Source organism: Ruegeria sp. BB5 (assembly GCF_056539405.1).
Window position 1 is genome coordinate 68,090 of sequence record NZ_JBQFUX010000011.1, and the last position, 19,611, is coordinate 87,700.

The window sequence follows — 19,611 nt, forward strand, 5'->3', positions numbered from 1 at the left end:
CCGCGCAAATCCCACCAAATCTGTTGACGAATCCGGCCTTCGTGTATCACTCACGGGGCTTAACCTAACGAAAAGGATGATCCGATGATCCCGTCCGTTCTGCCGACCTATAATCGCGCGCCCCTGACTTTCGTGAAGGGCGAAGGCGCCTGGCTGACCGAGGCGGATGGCCGACGTTTCCTTGACTTAGGTGCCGGGATTGCGGTGAACGCGCTTGGCCACGCACATCCGGCGCTGGTCAACGCGCTGACTGAACAAGCGCACGCACTTTGGCATGTCTCGAACCTGTACAACATCCCGCAGCAGCAAGCGTTGGCGGATAAGTTGGTTGAACATACCTTCGCCGATACGGTTTTCTTCACAAACTCGGGCACGGAATCCTGTGAGCTGGCCGTGAAAATGGCCCGCAAGTATTTCTATGACAAGGGGCAACCCGAACGGGTCGAGATCATTACCTTTGACGGCTCGTTCCATGGCCGGTCGTCGGCTGGTATCGCGGCGGCCGGATCTGAAAAGATGACCAAGGGCTTTGGCCCGCTGTTGCCCGGGTTCGTGCATGTCACATTCGGCGATCTTGACGGCGTTACCAATGCGATCACGGAAAAGACCGCCGCGATCCTGATCGAACCGATTCAGGGTGAGGGTGGCATTCGTCCGGTGCCCGACGCGGAACTCAAGGCCCTGCGCCAGATTTGCGACGACAACGGCCTGTTGTTGATTTTGGATGAGGTGCAATGCGGCGTTGGCCGCACCGGCAAGCTGTTTGCCCACGAATGGGCGGGTATTACCCCCGATATTATGATGGTTGCCAAAGGCATCGGCGGCGGCTTCCCCTTGGGCGCGGTGCTGGCCACCGAAGACGCGGCCAGCGGTATGACCGTGGGTACCCATGGCTCGACTTATGGGGGCAACCCGCTTGGTTGCGCCGTGGGTTGCGCGGTAATCGATCAGGTGGCAACGCCTGCATTCCTTGAAGGTGTGAACCGCAAGGCGGGAATGCTACGCCAGAAGCTCGAAGGCCTGATCGCTGATCACCCCGACGTGTTCGAAGAGGTGCGCGGTACGGGCCTGATGCTGGGCTTGAAATGCAAGGCGACCAATACCGATGTGGTTAACGCGGGCTATGACAATGAGGTCATCACCGTTCCCGCCGCCGACAATGTCATCCGCCTGTTGCCGCCCCTGACGCTGACCGAGGATGACATTGCTCAGGCCATGATCCGCCTCGACAAGGCTGCCGCACAAGTCGAAGCCAGCCTCGAATCCGCGTAATCCTCATCTTTTTCTAAATACTCCGGGGGGCCGGGGGCAGCGCCCCCGGCGACCGACAGCCAAAAGCGAAACGATATGAACCATTTCCTCGATATCCACAAAACCGATGCAGGCGATCTGCGGACGATGATCGATCAGGCCGGCGAAATGAAACAGGCCCGTCTGGGTCGCCCCAAAGCCGCGCAGGATGATGATCAGCCGCTCAAGGACCGCATGGTCGCGCTGATCTTTGAAAAACCCTCGACCCGAACGCGCGTGTCCTTCGATGTGGGCGTACGGCAGATGGGCGGGCAGACCATGGTGTTGTCGGGTAAGGACATGCAACTGGGCCACGGCGAAACCATCGCCGACACGGCCCGTGTCCTTTCGCGTTATGTCGACATGATCATGATCCGGACGTTCGATGAAACCATCCTGACCGAGATGGCTGAATATTCCGACGTGCCGGTGATCAACGGCCTGACCGACCGTACGCATCCCTGCCAGATCATGGCTGACGTGCTGACTTTTGAAGAACATCGCGGGCCGATCAAAGGAAAAAAAGTGGTCTGGACCGGAGACGGCAACAACGTCTGCGCCTCGTTCCTGCATGCGGCGGGCCAGTTCGGATTCGATCTGACCTTCACCGGTCCCGCTCAGTTCGACCCCGAGGAAGAATTCATGGGGTTCGCCCGTCAGAAGGGTTCGAAAATCGTGGTCGAGCGTGACCCTTACAAAGCGGTGGAAGAGGCCGATCTGATCGTGGCCGATACTTGGGTCTCGATGCACGATTCCCAATCGGCCAAAGAGCGTCGTCACAACCTGCTGCGCCCCTATCAGGTGAATACCGAGTTGATGTCTCATGCCAAGCCGGATGCGCTGTTCATGCATTGCCTGCCTGCGCACCGCGAGGAAGAGGCGACATCCGAGGTCATGGACGGACCGAACTCGGTAATCTTTGACGAAGCTGAAAACCGTCTGCATGCCCAAAAGGCGGTCATGCGCTGGTGTCTGGGCGTTTAACTGCGCCGCCGGATATTCCACACACGCAATCTGGCGAGCGTTCGGGCGCTCGCCAACAGAACCAGAACGCAGAGGGCGGTTTTGGTCATGATCTCCATCGTCCCTTCAATCAGCATCGCATGCACGACACTGCCGACAATGGTTATGGCGGCTAACCCTGTGTGACCCAGCCTCCAGATACGGTACCGCGGGGCCAGACGCTGCCGAAAGATGCCCAGACAGGCGGCAGCGAAGGCGGCCCACATCGCAACGACGCCCCAGGCTGAAAACGGGGTGGGTGAGACGAGCAGCAACGCATCCACAACATCCGGGGGGCTGGTGATCCACAAGCCGCCCACATGCACCACAAGGGCGATGATCAGAGTGATGCCAACCCGTCGATGCCAGCGCCGGCTGGCCAAAGGCAGTAATCCAGCCAAGTCGCGCCCGGCCAGCAAGGGTTGCAGCAACAACAGCCCCATACTCAGCACTCCGGCAAACCCGGCCACGATGTAGACTGGATCGCGCCACGCCAATAAGGGGCTATGCGCCGCCGCAATCAGCGGCACAGCTATGGCGGCGATCACAGCCGCCCAGATCAAAAGGCTGCGGATCACGTAAATCAGGCGGGTTGCAGGACGAAATGCGCGGCAAGGGTCTGGTCTTTTGAACTTGCCATGATCGGGCGCAGGAATACCGTCTCAAACTCGCCGCTGTCATAGGCCAGATGCCCGTGCGGCTGGCCAAAGGCGGGCACGATCTGCGGCATCTCCAACCGGAACTCACCATTGGCGTCGGTCAGTGTAGCACCATGGCTTTGCGGATCCCGCTCATGCCCTTCGGTTGTGTGAGCCCAGATTTGGATGCGTTGGCCGGGCAGAGGGGCACCGTCCCCAGCCCGCCGCACAGTGCCGGTCATCCAGAACCCACCGCCGCCGATCCGCTCGACGATGGGTGCGCCGGGGCGGTAGTTGTTCGACCCACCGCGCATGGACTGTGTCGGGGCCAGCCCGGCGGCGCGTGCGGGCATCAGCAAGCCCGAACCGCCAGTGACCAGAACAGCCCCGCCCAGCGCCATTACGGATCTACGAGACAAGTGTGAATTCGTCATGTCGGGACCTCCTGCAAGGTAACATCCATAGCAACCTGAGCGCGCCACAGCGCAAAGATAGCACGGTTCAGATCAATTCCGAGGCGATCTTCACCACTCTGTGATCACCCCAAGCCCCGGCGAATTTCTTTGACCCTGTGCGGGTTGCGGTGCCATCGTCGGTTTAACGATGCGAAAGGCTGAAAAATGAACAAGACACAATCGGTTTCGCCCGACGAAATTGCGGCCTTCAAGCGGGACGGTGCCGTTGTGCTGCGCTCGAAATTCTCGGAACATTGGTTGGACTTGTTGCGCGAAGGTATCAGTGCGGACCTGGCCAACCCGACCGACAATTTCACTCGTCACACCAAGGACCCAGACGCCCCTGCTTATTTCGAGGATTTCTGGGCGTGGAACAAGATTCCGCAATTTAGGGATTTCGTGCATCACTCGCCGTGCGCCCCGCTGGCTGCGGGTTTACTGGATGCCCCGTCGATCAACCTTGTGATGGATAACTGGTTCCTGCGTGAGGCCGGATCGACCTCGCGCCCACCCTTTCATCAGGACCTGTCCTATTTTGATTTCGAAGGCACCATGTGCGTCCTGTGGTTGCCACTTGAGCCGGTGAACAAAGAGAACGGGATCGCCTTTGTCAAAGGCTCTCACCTATGGGACAAGCTGTTCATGCGGGTTCGGTTTGCGGATGGTCATCCTAGTCTTGGAGCGACTGAGGTCGCAGGCCGGAAGTATCATCAGCCTCCGGATATCAACGCTGATCCTGACGCCTATGACTTGTTGCAGTGGGATATGGAGTTGGGGGATTGCATCTATTTCGATATGCGGACTCTGCATGGGGGTCTGTCCTCGGTCACGCCGACGGAAACAGTGCGTCGGTTTAGCCTGCGGATGACAGCGCCGGACGGGATCATCCGATATCGCGGAGATTGGGCGAAAGACGAACGTGCGCAGTTCGAGGCCGCCGGTTACAGCGAGGGCGACCGCATCGACGGGCCGTTTTTCCCCCGGCTTTGGCCAAGAGAGGCACTTTGAGCAATGGGTGATATAACATAACATCAAAATTGCACTTAATCTGTGCGAAATGGCGAATACTCAAGCTGAAAATACCGTGTATTCTGCGATGGTGAACGCAACTACCTGATCGCAGGAGCGCAGCAATGAGTTGGAACCCGACCCAAAGCCCCGAATCTCTGTCACACAACACGGCGCTGGACACATTGATCATTCCGCGCGCTCGTGATCTTGGCGGGTTCGAAGTACGTAGGGCGCTGCCCTCGAGTAAACGGCAGCTGGTTGGGCCATTCATCTTTTTTGACCAAGTAGGTCCAGCCGAATTCCTGACTGGTGACGGCATCGACGTCCGACCACACCCGCATATCGGTCTTGGGACGGTGACGTATCTCTATCAAGGAGAGTTCGAGCATCGCGACAGTCTTGGCACGCATCAAATGATTTACCCCGGCGAGGTCAACTGGATGGTTGCCGGGCGCGGGGTGACTCATTCCGAAAGGACCAGTAAGAAGACACGAGACAAGAAACACAGCCTGTTCGGCATCCAGACCTGGATAGCATTGCCCAAAGCGCATGAGGATATGGCCCCGGATTTCGAGCATCACAAGCAAGGTGCGCTGCCACATATTCAGGACCAAGGTGTCAGCGCCCGTTTAATCCTGGGGTCAGCTTATGGTGAAACCAGCCCGGTTACGATGCTGTCCGAGACCTTCTATCTGGACGTGCGACTTGATCCCGGCGCGTCGCTTCCTTTGCCGGATGACCATGAAGACCGGGGTGTTTATGTCACCCAAGGTTCCGTCGAGATCGCAGGCGATACGTTCGCACAGGGCCGTATGATGGTGTTCCGCCCCGGCGATCCCCTTTCGGTCAAGGCTGGGCCGCAAGGCGCGCGGTTGATGCTGCTGGGCGGGGCGACATTGAACGAAGAGCGCTATATCTGGTGGAATTTCGTGTCATCCTCGAAGGAAAAGATCGAGGCGGCCACGCGTGAATGGAAAACCGCCGATTGGGCAAAAGGTGCGTTCCACCTGCCGCCGGGCGATGATCAAGAGTTCATACCAATCTCGGATGAACTGGAGCGTACTCGACCAAGGCGCGCGCGCTGACCGCGCGTCAGGGGGCCTTGTCCGTGCCCTCGTTCCCGGCGATCCTTTGCGCCGGGAGGGATGCCATGAAAATCGTGATCGCGGGTGCAGGCAGTATCGGATGCTATTGCGGGGCATTGTTGGCGCATTCAGGGCATGACGTTACCCTTTTGGGCCGTCCACGCATATTAGATCCGATCCAAGAACAAGGACTGACGATTTCGGATTTTTCGGGCCTGACCCGGCATGTGGCCGCGCAAGATTTGACCCTGACCGAAGATGCAACCTGCCTGGCCGGTGCCCAGGTCGTCATCGTGACCGTTAAATCAGGTGCCACAGCGGAAATGGCTGCGCAGATCGCGGAATACACGCCCATCTCAATTCCGGTGGTATCGTGGCAAAACGGTATGGAAAACGCCCGTACATTGCGCATGGTTCTGTCAGAGCATGACGTGCGCGCCGGAATGGTGCCGTTCAATGTGGTGCCGACTGAACCGGCCAGCTTTCATCGCGCCACCTCTGGTGAGATCGTCATCCAAAGCGGTCCCGGTGCGCTGGGTCAGAAGCTGAGTAGCGCTGACATGCCGGTTGTGGAAAGCGATGATATCGAAGCGTTCCAATGGGGTAAGCTGGTGATCAACCTCAACAACGCGCTGAATGCGCTGTCGGGGCTGACGTTGAAAGATCAACTGCTGGACCGGAACTGGCGACGGCTGATGGCGGATCAGATGGCCGAGGCTCTGATGGTGTTGAACGCCGCGAACCATCCGGTCGCTTCGACTACTCCGCTGCCTGCATGGATGATGCCGCATATCCTGCGCCTGCCAACGCCGATCTTTTCCAGGATCGCTGCGCGAATGCTGACCATTGACCCCAGCGCGCGCACCTCGATGGCCTATGATCTGATGGCAGGTCGCCCGACTGAAATCGACAGTCTTCAGGGTGAGATCATTCGCCTGGGCGCGCAAATTGGCGTCGAAACCCCGATCTGCGCCAAGATACGAGATTTGATCGAGGACGCGCCTGAAAACGCGATTTCTGTGGATCAAATTGCGTCTTAGGCCGGATTAGGCGAAGGCCGTCAGGATTAGAAATATTGTCGCTGACATCGCCGCGGCTGCGGGGACCGTGATCACCCAGGCGGCCACGATGGTCATGAAGTGTGAACGCCGCACCAGCTTGCGGCGCTGATGCTCTTCCCGGGCCAGCCGCTGTTCGACCGGGCGCTGGCGGTTGGAGTGTTTCCACCGGCGATCTGAATGCCATTCGCGATAGAAACCAACCCCAAACACGCCGCCTACGGCAATATGAGTTGAGCTGACCGGCAGGCCAAGCCAGCTGGCCACGATAACGGTAATGGCTGCGGACAGCGCCACGCAGAAGGCCCGCATTGGGTTCAGTTTGGTGATCTGACTACCGACCATGCGGATCAATTTGGGCCCGAATAGAAACAGGCCGAACGAAATTCCAAAGGCTCCGATCACCATGACCCAGTTGGGGATCGCAACTCTTGCGGCAAAGTCGCCGAATTCCGCTGCGTGTACGATAGCGGCCAGGGGGCCGACCGCGTTGGCCACGTCATTGGCGCCATGCGCAAAGCTGAGGAATGTGGCTGAGATGACCAACGGCAGGCCAAACAGAGTTTTCAGTGATTTGGTGCGGTTTTCCATCCCCTCGGATTTGCGCCGTACCCAGGGCACCGTGACCGACCAGACCAGGAACCCCGTTGCAAGGCCGATCAGCAGCGCCACCTCAAGCTCAATCTTCACGATCCGCTTAAGACCCTTAACGGCCAGATAGGTGGCAAACGCCGCAGCCATTACGGCCACAAGGATCGGAAGCCAGCGCCGTGCAGCCGCTATTTTATCGTCCTGATATTGAATCTTGGCTTTGATCAGTGCCAGAAACCCAGCCGCGATCAACCCACCCAATACTGGCGAGATTACCCAGCTTGCGGCAATCGCGCTCATTGTGCTCCAGTTGACGGCGCTCAGACCCGCTGCGGCGATGCCGGCCCCCATCACGCCGCCGACAACCGAGTGCGTCGTTGACACCGGTGCCCCTACCCATGTGGCCAGGTTGACCCATAAGGCCGACGAAATCAGCGCAGCCATCATTGCCCAGATGAATACATTGCTGGTTTGAACCGAGGCCGGATCGATGATCCCCTTAGAGATGGTCGAAACGACATCTCCGCCTGCCAACAGGGCACCGGCGCTTTCGGCAATGGCGGCGATGACGATAGCACCACCCATGGTCAGTGCGTTGGCACCAACCGCGGGCCCCATGTTGTTGGCCACGTCATTGGCACCGATATTGATCGCCATATAGGCCCCAAAGGCGGCTGCCGCAGCGACGATCAGGCCGCCATCCGCCAGCCCGAACACTATCGCCGCCGACAACCCGGCCAGCGCAATAAAGGCCAGTGAAATACCAGGGGCCAACAGCGGGCGCGCCACATGGGCGTTGGCATTCTCAACGCGCGAGATACGGTGAAGGTCGCTGTCCAGAGCCTGCCAGCGGGATTTCGAGGTCAAATTCGACATGATCTTTTTTCAAGCAGCCAGTGCATTTCGGCACGCGGCTAGACGGTTTCCCCCCTCGGGACAACAGTTATGTTATCAATTTTTTGCGAAACTATCACACTTGCAGCAGCAAATCGCGCAATTCCGGCTCGTTAACACGATCAGCCGCAGTTGAGGGCGAAACCCAGACCCGCTCGCGTTTGCCAGCTTCGGGAAAGTCATCTTCCAGATCCTGAACATCAACCCGATAGACACTGGTCAGAACGGGATAGGCCGTGCCATCGTTCAGGATTTTATCGTAAGTATAGTGCCCGATCGGTTCCTTGGAGGGGTTCGGCGCCCGCACGCCTGCTTCCTCCCATGCCTCCTGCAGTGCAGTTTCGGCACCGTCCATGCCATCAACCGGCCAACCTTTGGGAATGATCCAGCGCCCGGTGTCGCGACTTGTGATCAATAGAACCTCTGGTCCGCTTGGGGTTTCACGGGTGCAAAGGGCTGCAAACTGCACCCGTTGCGGGCGCAGGAAAATCGGTCGGGCGACCTCGTCCCAGATTTTTCGCAGCCATTTCGTCATTGGTCGATCGATCCTGTACTTTTCTTGCCTGAAACGCCGGCACATAACAGTGAAATAGGGCTGATACAAACAATTGCCTGAGCCAACTCTATCACAAATGTCGGGGTCGCGGTTATTTCCGCCGTTTGGCGCGCAGGGTTGGGTTGGCCTGTGTCGGGTCTTCGGGCCAGGGATGCTTGGGGTATTGCGCGCGCATATCCTTGCGAACATCGGCGTAAGAGCCCGCCCAGAATCCCGGTAGATCACGGGTGATCTGGATCGGTCGTTGCGCAGGAGAAAGCAGGGTGATTTTCAACGCCTCGCCCCCCACAACCGGATGCTGCGTGACGCCAAACAACTCTTGCAGGCGCACGGAAATCTCAGGCACCGCGCCGCCATAATCAATCGGCACCTTTCGGCCCAGCGGTGTTTCGAACGATCCGGGCGCGCGGCGATCCAGTTCTTGCGTCTGGGTCCAGTCTAGCCGGGCGCGCAGAGCGGGCAGCAGGTCAAACCGCTTCCACTCTTCGGCGTTGCGTACGCCCGAGAGCATGGGCAGCAGCCAGTCCTCAAGCGACTCGGTAAGCCCTTCGATGGTAAAATCAGGCAGATCAGCCCCTTCGGCCCGCACCAATTCAACGCGCGCCGCTAACCGCGCCGCCGCCCCGCCCAGACGCAATCCAAGATCGCGCACGCCATCCAACATGGCCTGCGCCACGGCATCGTCCGGCACGTCCTTCCACAGACGGTCGCTCAGCGTTATCGCGCCGAACCTTTCCTGTTTGCGCGCCACCACCCGGCGGTCGCGTTTTGACCAGGCGCAGCTGTCGACCCAGCTGATTTGCCCGGCAAACAGATCGCGGATTTCGCCTTCGCTGATCTGGGCGGCCATGCGCACCCGTGCTTCGCGCGGATTACCGTCTGTGTCCGTGACCACCAGATAAGGTGCCGCGGCCAGCGTATCGCCGCTGTCTAGCACCACCCCTTTGCCGCCTGACAGAACATAGCGGGGAACGTCGCCCTTGCGGCGCTGTCCGATGCGGTCGGGATAGGCCGACGCGGCCATGGCGGCGGGGCTCAGATCACTGGCCTGGCCCTTGGTACGCAGACGTTTGGTTTCGGTTTTGATCCGATCCACTGCGCCCGCATTCACTTGCCAGACGCGGTTGCGTTGAAACGCGCGGATGTCGCGCAGCGCCTCTAGTCGCAGCAAAAGGTCTGACGGCGCGCCCTTTAGCGGATCGCGTTCGGCCATCAATGCGGCCAAAGTGGCGGCACCGGAACCGGCAGACACCAACATATGACCCAGACGCGGATGCAGGGGCAGGGCAGCCAGGGCGCGCCCGTGGTCCGTAATCCGCCCCTTGGCATCCAGCGCCCCCAGCATCGTCAGCAGAGCCTTTGACTCGGCCATCGTGCCTTCGGGCGGCGGTGTCAGAAAGGCCAGATCGCCCGGTTCCGCACCCCACAGCGCCAGTTCCAATGCCAAACCTGTCAGGTCCGCGGCCTCGATCTCGGCCGGAGGATAAGCAGACAACGCACCTTCTTCACCCTTGGACCACAACCGATAGCACTTGCCCTCGGCCACGCGGCCTGCGCGACCGGCGCGCTGGGTGGCTTCGGCGCGGGTTACACGCTCGGTTACCAAACGGGACATGCCCGAACCGGGATCGAACCGCGCCCGTCGCGCTTGCCCCATATCAACCACGACCCGAATGTCGGGAATGGTCAGTGAGGTTTCGGCAATCGACGTGGCCAACACCACTTTGCGCCCTTGATCCACCGGCGCAATCGCAGCGCGCTGGGCGGCAAAAGGCATGGCCCCGAATAGGGGGCGCAGCACGCAGTTCTCCGGTAGGCGCGCGGACAAGGCGGACTCGGCCCGGCGAATTTCACCCTCACCTGGCAAGAACACCAACACCCCGCCGCCGGTTTTGCGCGTGTCCCTTTCAGCCTGAACAACCAGATCGACCAGAGCGTCCAGCCGTCGTGCCTGCGCCCCCAAGGGGCGGTCCAGCCATTGTGTTTCGACCGGAAAACTGCGCCCTTCGGAGGTGACCAACGGCGCGCCCATCAACCGTCCAACCGGCTCGGCATCCAACGTTGCCGACATGGCCAGTAGCATCAGGTCATCCCGCAGAGCGCCGGTGACTTCCAAACAAAGGGCCAATCCCAGATCGGCGTTCAGGGATCGTTCGTGGAATTCGTCGAAAATCACGGCGTCCACACCCGGTAAGTCGGGATTGGATTGCAACATCCGGGTCAGAATGCCTTCGGTCACGACCTCGATCCGGGTTGATTTTGAAACCTTGGCTTCGCCCCGCACCCGATAACCTATGGTCTCACCCGCGCGTTGGCCCAAAGTGTCGGCCATCCTTTCGGCAGCAGCGCGCGCGGCCAATCTGCGCGGCTCCAACATCACGATCTTGCCGTCGCACAAGCCCGCCTCGAGTATCGCCAGGGGAACTCGTGTTGTTTTACCTGCCCCCGGAGGGGCCTGAAGAACAGCGCGGCCTGAATCCTGGAGGGCCGCAAGCAGGTCTGGGATGGCGTCATCGATGGGCAGTCGTGTCATGCGGGCTTTATCCGCCAACGGCTCGGTAAGGTCCAGTTCCGCCATGCGCGCAGTACGAACCGGAGTAGCACGACCGCTAACAGCGGAAGAATGGCAACACATGGGCGCGAATAATTGGCGTGCGGCGTATTTCCGCAGCGGTCCAGTCTGGACAAACGGCTTGTCGGGGCGGCAAGTAGTCGTGCCGCAGAATATCGAGGATCAAATGGACATAGACAGCCTGAGCGACAGGATTTTGACCGGTGAGCGGCGCGCACTTGCCCGCGCCATTACTCTGGTCGAAAGCGGCCGTGAGGATCACCGCGCGCAGGCGACCGAATTGCTGGCGCATCTGGCCAAATCCAAACGGCAATCGCTGCGCATAGGCTTGTCAGGAACGCCAGGGGTCGGCAAATCCACCTTTATCGAGAGTTTTGGCATGATGCTGATCGCCCAAGGGCTGCGGGTGGCGGTGCTGGCGGTGGACCCTAGCTCGTCCCGCTCCGGAGGCTCGATTCTGGGCGACAAGACCCGGATGGAGCGTCTGAGTCGCGAGAGAAACGCCTTTATTCGCCCATCCCCCAGCCAGTCGCATCTGGGTGGTGTGGCCCGACGTACGCGCGAGGCGATTGCCCTGTGCGAGGCCGCCGCTTTCGATGTGGTGCTGATCGAAACCGTGGGTGTGGGTCAGTCAGAAACCGTTGTGTCCGAAATGTCCGACCTGTTCCTGTTGCTGCTGGCCCCAGCAGGCGGAGACGAATTGCAAGGCGTCAAGCGCGGCATCATGGAAATGGCCGACATGATTCTGATTAACAAGGCTGACGGAGATCTGAAGCCTACAGCCATCCGCACCTGCGCTGACTATGCCGGAGCGCTGCGCCTGTTGCGAAAGCGCCCGCAGGACCCCGAGACCTTTCCCAAGGCTATGACAGTGTCGGCGGTGGAAGAACACGGCTTGGAAGACGCGTGGTCCGAAATGCAATCGCTGACTGATTGGCGGCGTGAAGCTGGCCATTGGGAGGCCAATCGAACCAATCAAGCGCGATATTGGTTCGATCAAGAGGTCCGGCATGCCCTGTTGGCCCGGCTCGAAACACCACAGGCGCGTGCGATGATGGATCGTTTCAGCACTCAGGTAGGTGAAGGTGTCCTTAGCCCATCGATCGCGGCCAAACAAATGCTGACTGAATTGGCGGAAGACTAACCGGCCGGGCAGAGTGGCGCGTTCATCATTTGTCGTGTAAGATCGACGCGAATGCAATTTTGAGTTGTGCGATTGGCTCAGGCGACAGGAACCGTCGAACATGCCCGATATCAACGGGACGAATAACGACGACGACATTGAAGTCACCGACAATACCGGTTCTTTAAACGGGACAACGGTACCCGGACCAATTGACAATATTCGCGCCAGACAGGGCGATGACGACGTAACCGTTACCAACAGTACGATTTCCGGTTCCGTGCGGGGCAATCGCGGAGACGACGATATCGTTATCACCGGCAGTACTGTGGTCGGGCAAGTGAATGCCGGAATTGATGATGATACGGTCAACCTTCAGGGGTCTACCGTTGGTGATGTTCGGCTGGGGCAGGGCAACGACACCCTGAACATCAACAGCACAAACGTTACAGGCGACGTTCGCGGTGGCGGTGGAACGGACAGCTTGAACCTGCCCGTCGGTACGGTCGTCACCGATGATACGTTTGGAACTTTCACCGTTGCCGAAGGTGTTTCCTACTCGGTCTCAAGCGGCACTTTTATCCTGCCGTCGAACCTACCGTCTGGGCCGTCCGTCACTTATCAGGCATTCGAGAACGGAACAGGGGTTCCATGCTTCACACGCGACACTGAGATTTTGACACGATCCGGCCCGGTGCTTGTCCAAGATCTCCGCACCGGTGACATGATTGAGACACTGGGTAAGGGGTTGCAACAGATTCGCTGGATCGGGAGGCGGCGCTTTGATCTGAACGGATTGAAGAGGAATCCCAAACTTTATCCCATTCGAATTCTGGCAGGGGCGCTGGGCGGCGGTTTTCCAAGTCGGGACTTATTGGTTTCGCGACAGCATCGGATGCTGGTCCAGTCCCCCATTGCCCAACGCATGTTTGACGAACGCGAAGTGCTGATTCCCGCCATCAAGCTAACAGCCTTGCCCGGTATTTTCGTGGACGAAGAGGTCACATCGGTTGAGTACTACCATCTGCTTTTCGATCAACATCAGATCATCTTTGCCGAAGGCGCGCCGACGGAAAGCCTGTTTACAGGGCCCGAAGCGCTCAAAACGCTGAGTTCTGAGGCCCGCCGCGAGATTTTTGAGATACTTCCTGAGCTGATCGAAAAGAAACTGACACCGCGGCCCGCCCGCTATATTCCGCGCGGACGGCAGCAGTCGCATCTGTTGGAACGCCATCGCAAGAACAAAAAACCGCTTTTGCAGGCGCGTATCCAACCGCCCGGTGATGCCTGAGCAAAGATTTCGCGCGATCTGTCTTGACCCTTCTGGCGATTCCCACTACACGCATCCAACCAGTTTTCGGGCGCGACTTCGGGTTGCGCCCCTTGTGATTTGGCCGCTGGCATCATGCCCGGCCTCCAGAAACAAAGGAAGAAACCATGTCGCGCCGTTGCGAACTGACCGGAAAAGGCCCGATGACTGGCAACAATGTCAGCCACGCCAAAAACAGAACTCGTCGTCGTTTTCTGCCGAACCTGAACGACGTTACCTTGCAGTCCGAGACCCTGGGTCGTGGCGTCAAGCTGCGCATCTCGGCGGCTGCACTGCGCTCGGTCGACCACCGTGGTGGTCTAGATGCGTTCCTGGCCAAAGCCAAAGATGACGAACTGTCGGCAAACGCGCTGAAAGTGAAAAAGGAAATTGCCAAGGCACAAGCCACGGCGTAAACCCTTTTCCTTACAAAGAATTCAACCCTGTACCGCAAGGTGCAGGGTTTTTTCTTGCGCGGCCTGCTCCTGAACTGGAATTAAATTTTCAGCCACGGTGATATTGTTCACATACCCTGCGCCAGGACTGTTTTATGTTTAGTCATATTCATCTGGCGGAGTTTACCCCCATGTCTTTTAAATTGTCTGATTTCCTCTCCCTGTTGGCTGCCTTTTTTGGCAAGACGTTTGGGACATGCTTTCGGATGCAACGACAGGTGAACAGGTTGCATACGAGCCTGACCAAAGGGTCCGTCAAACGTCCTGGCGTGGACAGCTGACACGAACCCAGTGGTTGCGGGTTTCAGGCGTATTCGATTGCGCTTGAAGCCCGCTTTGAGTCCGGCCTATATCAGGCGCAGGATGAAACCCGTTCTGAACAGATTTCTGCCTTTGGCGCTTTCGCTGCTTGTCATTCTGACAGGGCAGGGGGTGGCTGCATCGCGCGGAATGGACAGGGCGGTGGGGCAGATGGTGCTTTGCACTGGTACAGGCCCGGTGGTGGTCTATATGGACGCCGAAGGCCAGCCGACTCAGCCCCCTCATTTCTGCCCTGAATACGCGCTGACCCTCTTGGGGGCGGTCGTTGTCCCGGCAGCCGCCATGCCCGTTGCGCCAGAACAGATTCAGCCCGCGCCTTTGCGCAAGGCGGGTAATCTGGTTGCCCTGCCGGTTCCCTACAGACCGGCGCGCGCGCCTCCGGTTGTGATCTGAAGACACGTTTTCTTTCAGACACTTATACAAGGAGAGGTGCAATGTCCCTCAAATCCAAACTTCTGATCACTCTGGTCGCTGCAACGCTGGCAACATCTGCTTTTGCTCAGGATACGATTGCCGTTGATGACGCCTATGCGCGCTCCGCAGGCAAAGCAGCCAAGGCCGGTGCTGCCTTTATGATGATCAAAAACACGGGCGAGGCTGACGACCGGTTGATTGGCGTGGAATCCGATGCGTCTGCACGTGTTGAGCTGCATACCCACAAGATTGATGACAACGGCGTAGCTAAGATGATGCACGTCGAAGAAGGTTTTGTCATTCCAGCCGGTGAAACCCACATGCTGAAGCGCGGTGGCGACCATGTGATGTTCATGGGGCTGACTGCCCCATTCGAGCAAGGCGCGACCGTACCGGTGACGCTGATTTTTGAGAAGGCCGGAGAGATCGAGATCGAGGTGCCGGTTGATCTCGAACGTCAGGACGCCGGCGGCCACGGGACACATTCGAACTGAGGCTACGCTTGTCTTCAGGCCGCGCTGCGGCCCTCATCCATGCGTCAGGTCGGGCTTTGCCCGGCCTGTTGCCGTTTCCGGAGGTGGTTAGCGATTGACCACGCGCATGGCGACCCGGTCATGGGCGCGTTTGAACCGGGCGGTCAGCCAGAACATCACCGCCGAGAAGGCCAGGGCCCCGAAGGCAATTGCCCAACCCAGCGCCACCATTCCGCTGCCGGGCCAGAAGATCAGCACCAACCCGATCAGCAGCGCTATGACCCCGGAATTGCGCACTGAGGGCGCATCGGGGTGTTGATCCGACATTTGCCGCCATGCCATCAGCGAGCCAACGCCGATGATCAGGGCCCACGCCCCCAACAAGAAGAAGGTCAGCCGCGCCACGCCTTCGGGCCACAGGAGAAGTACCAGACCGATCAACAGGGCGCCGACCCCTACGCCCCCTATCAATCCACGCCGACCAAAGCCCAGCAAGGTCAGGCCACCATCCACGATCAGAAGCAGACCGACCAGACGCAACAGCAGTGAAATGCTGCCTGTCGGCCAGAACAGCGCAGCGATGCCCAGTGCCCCAGCGAAGATGCCGCGCAACAGGAACGTCCACCACAGTCCCGCGAGTTGATCGCCCAAAGCGTCGCGGCCGTCCAAAGTGCCATCCTCGAGGATTTCCTCGTGCGGGGATTGAGGGTCTGACATGATGCTCTCCCAGCTGGTTAGGCCTTCACTATAAACGGAAAATTCTGCCGGTGTCTGCTGTCATCTCGGGCTGAGCAAGTCATCTACCCAAGATGGGACTGTTTCCGTTGCGGGGCCGAGAATGACCTCATCAAAACTGGAGGCTCCGGTTGAAGGTTCGAGGTTCAGTTCGACCGTGCGGGCGCCGGATTGCAAGGCTTCATGAACGAAGGCGGCGGCTGGATAGACCTGACCCGAGGTGCCGATGGCAGCAAACAGGGTCGCTTCGGCCAGATGGTCGTAGATTGCGTCCATGTGATAGGGCATCTCGCCAAACCAGACCACATCCGGTCGCGCGGTGGCGGCACCGCAGGCAGGGCAGGGTTCGCCCACGGCCATCTCGGGTGGTGATGCCCAGCGGTGGCTGCATGCCGGGCAAAACGCTCCGGCCAACGTGCCATGCATGTGGATCACATGCTCGGCGCCGCCAGATTCGTGCAGGCTGTCGACGTTCTGAGTGACGATCACCACCTCGCCGGGAAAGTCCATTTGCAACCGTGCCAGCGCGGCATGCGCAGCGTTAGATTTGGCCTTGGCAGCCTGCACGCGCCGGGCGTTGTAGAACCGGTGAACCAGAGCGGGATCGCGGGCGAAACCTTCGGGAGTGGCGACGTCCTCAATCCGGTGTTGTGCCCATAACCCGCCTTCATCGCGGAAGGTGCCCAACCCGCTTTCGGCAGAAATACCGGCCCCTGTCAGTATGACGATCTTTTCCATCTTTGCCCTTCGCGTTACACCTTGGCCCATGACCCACCGTATCCTCTTTGTCTGTCTCGGCAATATCTGTCGTTCTCCTGCTGCCGAAGGCGTGTTTCGCGCCCGCGCGCCGCAGCACACCACCGATAGCGCCGGAACCTCGGGTTGGCATATTGGTAATCCGCCTTATGAGCCGATGCAGGCCGCGGCACAGGCCCGCGAAATTGATCTTAGCGACCTGCGAGCCCGGCTGTTTGTAGCCGAGGATTTCGAACGGTTCGATTTGATCATCGGTATGGACGCCGAAAACATTGCAAGTATCGAGGCGTTGCGCCCCGCTGGGAGCACTACCCCTGTGCAGTTGCTCACCGACTTCGCACCCGAAACGGGTGCTGATCATGTGCCCGATCCGTATTACACCCGTGATTTCGACGGGGCGCTGGACCTAATCGAAGCTGCCGTTGAAGGGCTTCACGCGCATCTGCGGGCCTAGCCCATTACTTTCAGTTTATCCGTCAGCCATGGCAGTTGCACCAACGCCGGGTCGACGATCTGATTGCGCATAAGGCGGCGCATCATGCCCGCGACCTCTTGTGGAACCTGATCGGACCAATCGGTGCGCGTGAACAGGGAAATTGTCCGTGAAAACTCTCCGAATGGTACGGGATGGACCGCCAGCGCGTCGTGGAAACGCGCTGCCCGCATATAGCCCAGCGGCGTTGTGATCGCCCAGCCCAACCCGCGTGCGACCATGGCCATTAAGGCAAGATGCGAACCGATCTCGAACCGTTCCTCATATTTCTGTTGCTGCCGCGCCAGATGCGACTCGATCTGGCGGCTGATTAGCTGTTCACGGGCATAGCGCAGAAAGGGCAGGTCCTGCGTGGCATTGTCGACCCCTTTGGGGGTCACCAGAATAAATGGGTCGCGGACCAAGGGATATTCGACCACACCTTCAAGCACTTCGCCGGAATGGGCCGAGACCATCAGGTGCAGGCGTTGCGCTTCCAACTCGGCGAACAGATCTAGGCTGGGCAGGGTAATGAGCTTGAAATTCGACCGTGTCAGGCTGTCGGCCAATAGGGTTGCCAATCGAGGCGTCAGGTCATTGTCAAAGTCGTCGATCAGCCCGATGGACAAAGTGGTGAGGTGCCCCAGGTCCATCACGGTCAACTCGCTTTGTGCTATTTGCAGCTCGGCCAGAACTGACTCGGTTCGTGCCAGAAAGCTGTGCCCGGCCTGAGTAAGCCGCATCGGGCGTCGCCCGTGATCCACCAATTCGGTGCCAAGAGCGTTTTCCAGATTGCGCAATTGCTGTGACACTGAAGGCTGGCTGAGCCCGGTGATCTCGGCCGCCTGCGCCACCGATCCCGTCCGCGCCAAGGCTTCGAACACTTCGAGCCCACGCAGGGTCAGCCCTTTCATTACCATTGGATACACCTTTCGCTGCGCCTTTTCTGGGGCGCAGGACGGATCAGGTCAAGGATTCAGAATGTCTTAGCTGCAGATCGCCTGTGCCATCTGGCCAAAGTTCTGATACCGATCCCACAGCGCATCATCGCGCGCAGTTTGCGACATCTTCAACTCTTGCGCCTGGTGGGGGTCGGTGAACCACTTCGCGACGGTTTTCTGATCGCTGCGGGTCAATGCCTGATTGGCCACGCGTTGAATGCAGTTGCATCGATCCCGTGTCGCGGCTGTACGATCAGACGCCAGACACGCCCGTTTGATCTGCGCAGCTTCGACCGGTGCTATCGCCGTCAGAGATGTGGCACATAGTGCGATTAGGAGGAACTTTTTCATGCTCTTGCCTCGTTTTTGCCTGCCCGGAGTGATCTGACGCCCCTCTCGGTCTGCGGCGGAGTATGAATCAATCGGGTTTGCGGATCAATGGACAACAGCGATTGGAGCAAAAATGCGGCCTCACGGCGTTTTAAGGCCAGTCTTGCCGTGTCTGTTGTTTCCATAACACGCCCCGTGAGTTCGGGAAAAAATAGCCTGTCTGGGTTTAGCTGATCCGCCAAACATGCGGTCAGCAGACTTTCGGAGGCTGCGCCGTTCGCCCGGACGACGTTATGCCGTTCCAGTAAAAAGTGATGAAAGCGGGCCGTTCGATCTGTAGCCAGATATGCGATACCGGCATCCACAAGGCTTATGGCGGGGACAAAAACTTCATTCTCTGCGAACAACAACTCGGCCAATGGATGTGAAATCAATATCCTATGTTGCTGGGAGACTTTGAGCGGGGCAAAGTTGGATAGAACGCCAACGGGAATTTTCACTAGTTTGAAGCGGCCTGCAGCAATGACATCCTGGACACCCGTCCATTGCACCGAAACAAACCCATCATCCTGTGTCCAAACCCTGTCACCCGGCTTCAATGCTTCGATTGGCAGGTGACCCTGTTCCGTTTCAATTAAAGTTCCAGCATCATAGCAGATCGGTGTAACATATTCGCTTTCATCAAAGCTCGGGCCTTCCTGCGTGCTGACAACGGTCAAGGGCACGCCAGCGGGGGGAAACTGACCGGGCCCTCCGATAAAGGCAATCCCCTCAACGGTTGCGTATGCCGGAGAAGAGTTGGTTACGTTGAACGCAACCGCCTGCCAAGTGTTCACTCCATCTGTTAAGGTGATGCCGTACTCAGCCTCAACTCGCGTGCCGTCGGTGAATAGCGTGCCGTCTATCGTCTGGTCGCCATCCAAACGCTGATTTCCATCGTTGTCGGCAAAATTGGTGTCGCTTCCCGCGTCGGTGATGAAGACCTCGGTCGCCGCGCGAGAGTCAATCGTGATCGTCTGCCCGATCAAATGTATGCCCGTGCCCTGAGTGATGCCGTCCAACCCCTGAGGCACCGTGATCGACAGTTGGCTTTCACCAAGAACGAAAATCGAATAGTCGGCCAACGTTTA

Annotated in this window: 21 protein-coding genes; 11 read left to right on the forward strand and 10 right to left on the reverse strand. The window is 58.8% G+C overall.

Features of this window, described 5'->3' with window-relative positions; all coding sequences use genetic code 11:
• The first annotated feature begins 84 nt into the window (after positions 1-84).
• Together ACR0DL_RS19205 and argF are read left to right on the forward strand one after the other, a co-directional pair.
• The gene (locus ACR0DL_RS19205) at positions 85-1,272 is read left to right on the forward strand and encodes an acetylornithine transaminase (RefSeq protein WP_480690803.1); all 1,188 of its coding nucleotides are present in this window, start codon (positions 85-87) and stop codon (positions 1,270-1,272) included.
• A gap of 75 nt (positions 1,273-1,347) precedes the next feature.
• Positions 1,348-2,274, forward strand: coding sequence for an ornithine carbamoyltransferase (argF, locus tag ACR0DL_RS19210; protein ID WP_480690805.1), 927 nt, complete (start codon positions 1,348-1,350; stop codon positions 2,272-2,274).
• Here argF and ACR0DL_RS19215 read toward each other — a convergent pair.
• Both ACR0DL_RS19215 and ACR0DL_RS19220 read right to left on the reverse strand, forming a co-directional pair.
• Complete coding sequence (locus ACR0DL_RS19215; RefSeq protein WP_480690857.1) at positions 2,271-2,867, reverse strand: ferric reductase-like transmembrane domain-containing protein; 597 nt, start codon at positions 2,865-2,867, stop codon at positions 2,271-2,273. The genes argF and ACR0DL_RS19215 overlap by 4 nt on opposite strands.
• 8 nt (positions 2,868-2,875) lie before the next feature.
• Positions 2,876-3,364, reverse strand: coding sequence for a twin-arginine translocation pathway signal (locus ACR0DL_RS19220; protein WP_480690807.1), 489 nt, complete (start codon positions 3,362-3,364; stop codon positions 2,876-2,878).
• A 186-nt stretch (positions 3,365-3,550) separates the two neighbouring features.
• Here ACR0DL_RS19220 and ACR0DL_RS19225 point away from each other — a divergent pair, with 186 nt between their 5' ends.
• From ACR0DL_RS19225 to ACR0DL_RS19235, 3 genes are all read left to right on the forward strand, one after another.
• On the forward strand, positions 3,551-4,393 hold the full coding sequence (locus tag ACR0DL_RS19225; RefSeq protein WP_480690809.1) for a phytanoyl-CoA dioxygenase family protein: 843 nt from the start codon (positions 3,551-3,553) through the stop codon (positions 4,391-4,393).
• A 125-nt stretch (positions 4,394-4,518) separates the two neighbouring features.
• On the forward strand, positions 4,519-5,481 hold the full coding sequence (locus tag ACR0DL_RS19230; protein WP_480690811.1) for a pirin family protein: 963 nt from the start codon (positions 4,519-4,521) through the stop codon (positions 5,479-5,481).
• 65 nt (positions 5,482-5,546) lie between these two features.
• Positions 5,547-6,521, forward strand: coding sequence for a 2-dehydropantoate 2-reductase (locus ACR0DL_RS19235; protein ID WP_480690813.1), 975 nt, complete (start codon positions 5,547-5,549; stop codon positions 6,519-6,521).
• A 6-nt stretch (positions 6,522-6,527) separates the two neighbouring features.
• On the opposite strand, the gene ACR0DL_RS19240 is transcribed toward ACR0DL_RS19235, so the two are convergent.
• From ACR0DL_RS19240 to hrpB, 3 genes are all read right to left on the reverse strand, one after another.
• Positions 6,528-8,006, reverse strand: a complete 1,479-nt coding sequence (locus tag ACR0DL_RS19240) for an inorganic phosphate transporter (RefSeq protein ID WP_480690815.1) — start codon at positions 8,004-8,006, stop codon at positions 6,528-6,530.
• Between the two features lie 94 nt (positions 8,007-8,100).
• Positions 8,101-8,559, reverse strand: a complete 459-nt coding sequence (locus ACR0DL_RS19245) for an NUDIX hydrolase (RefSeq protein ID WP_170351364.1) — start codon at positions 8,557-8,559, stop codon at positions 8,101-8,103.
• A gap of 112 nt (positions 8,560-8,671) precedes the next feature.
• Positions 8,672-11,113 (reverse strand): ATP-dependent helicase HrpB, encoded by a 2,442-nt coding sequence (gene hrpB / locus ACR0DL_RS19250; RefSeq protein ID WP_480690817.1) that lies wholly within the window; start codon positions 11,111-11,113, stop codon positions 8,672-8,674.
• Between the two features lie 205 nt (positions 11,114-11,318).
• On the opposite strand from hrpB, the gene meaB reads away from it, so the two are divergent.
• The 5 genes from meaB to ACR0DL_RS19275 all read left to right on the forward strand — a co-directional run bounded on the left by meaB (position 11,319) and on the right by ACR0DL_RS19275 (position 15,268).
• A complete protein-coding gene (meaB, locus tag ACR0DL_RS19255; protein ID WP_480690859.1) occupies positions 11,319-12,296 on the forward strand; it encodes a methylmalonyl Co-A mutase-associated GTPase MeaB in 978 nt (325 codons plus the stop codon).
• A 100-nt stretch (positions 12,297-12,396) separates the two neighbouring features.
• Entirely contained in the window at positions 12,397-13,566 is a 1,170-nt protein-coding gene (locus ACR0DL_RS19260) for a Hint domain-containing protein (protein WP_480690819.1), read from the forward strand.
• Between the two features lie 146 nt (positions 13,567-13,712).
• Complete coding sequence (rpmB, locus tag ACR0DL_RS19265; protein ID WP_170362546.1) at positions 13,713-14,000, forward strand: 50S ribosomal protein L28; 288 nt, start codon at positions 13,713-13,715, stop codon at positions 13,998-14,000.
• 402 nt (positions 14,001-14,402) lie between these two features.
• Entirely contained in the window at positions 14,403-14,753 is a 351-nt protein-coding gene (locus tag ACR0DL_RS19270) for a hypothetical protein (RefSeq protein WP_480690821.1), read from the forward strand.
• Positions 14,754-14,794: 41 nt separating this feature from the next.
• Complete coding sequence (locus ACR0DL_RS19275) at positions 14,795-15,268, forward strand: copper chaperone PCu(A)C (protein WP_170362548.1); 474 nt, start codon at positions 14,795-14,797, stop codon at positions 15,266-15,268.
• Positions 15,269-15,355: 87 nt separating this feature from the next.
• On the opposite strand, the gene ACR0DL_RS19280 is transcribed toward ACR0DL_RS19275, so the two are convergent.
• Together ACR0DL_RS19280 and ACR0DL_RS19285 are read right to left on the reverse strand one after the other, a co-directional pair.
• Complete coding sequence (locus tag ACR0DL_RS19280) at positions 15,356-15,964, reverse strand: HdeD family acid-resistance protein (RefSeq protein ID WP_170351359.1); 609 nt, start codon at positions 15,962-15,964, stop codon at positions 15,356-15,358.
• Positions 15,965-16,024: 60 nt separating this feature from the next.
• Positions 16,025-16,720: an NAD-dependent deacylase gene (locus tag ACR0DL_RS19285; protein WP_170414381.1), complete on the reverse strand. Its 696-nt coding sequence runs from the start codon at positions 16,718-16,720 to the stop codon at positions 16,025-16,027.
• 28 nt (positions 16,721-16,748) lie between these two features.
• Between ACR0DL_RS19285 and ACR0DL_RS19290 the strand changes: the two genes are divergently transcribed.
• Positions 16,749-17,192: a low molecular weight protein-tyrosine-phosphatase gene (locus tag ACR0DL_RS19290; RefSeq protein WP_480690861.1), complete on the forward strand. Its 444-nt coding sequence runs from the start codon at positions 16,749-16,751 to the stop codon at positions 17,190-17,192.
• On the opposite strand, the gene ACR0DL_RS19295 is transcribed toward ACR0DL_RS19290, so the two are convergent.
• From ACR0DL_RS19295 to ACR0DL_RS19305, 3 genes are all read right to left on the reverse strand, one after another.
• A complete protein-coding gene (locus ACR0DL_RS19295; protein WP_170414383.1) occupies positions 17,189-18,130 on the reverse strand; it encodes a LysR family transcriptional regulator in 942 nt (313 codons plus the stop codon). The genes ACR0DL_RS19290 and ACR0DL_RS19295 overlap by 4 nt on opposite strands.
• Before the next feature lie 66 nt (positions 18,131-18,196).
• Entirely contained in the window at positions 18,197-18,502 is a 306-nt protein-coding gene (locus ACR0DL_RS19300; protein WP_170351356.1) for a hypothetical protein, read from the reverse strand.
• The gene (locus ACR0DL_RS19305) at positions 18,499-19,605 is read right to left on the reverse strand and encodes a Hint domain-containing protein (RefSeq protein WP_425082177.1); all 1,107 of its coding nucleotides are present in this window, start codon (positions 19,603-19,605) and stop codon (positions 18,499-18,501) included. The genes ACR0DL_RS19300 and ACR0DL_RS19305 overlap by 4 nt, the downstream gene beginning before the upstream one ends.
• Positions 19,606-19,611: the final 6 nt, after the last annotated feature.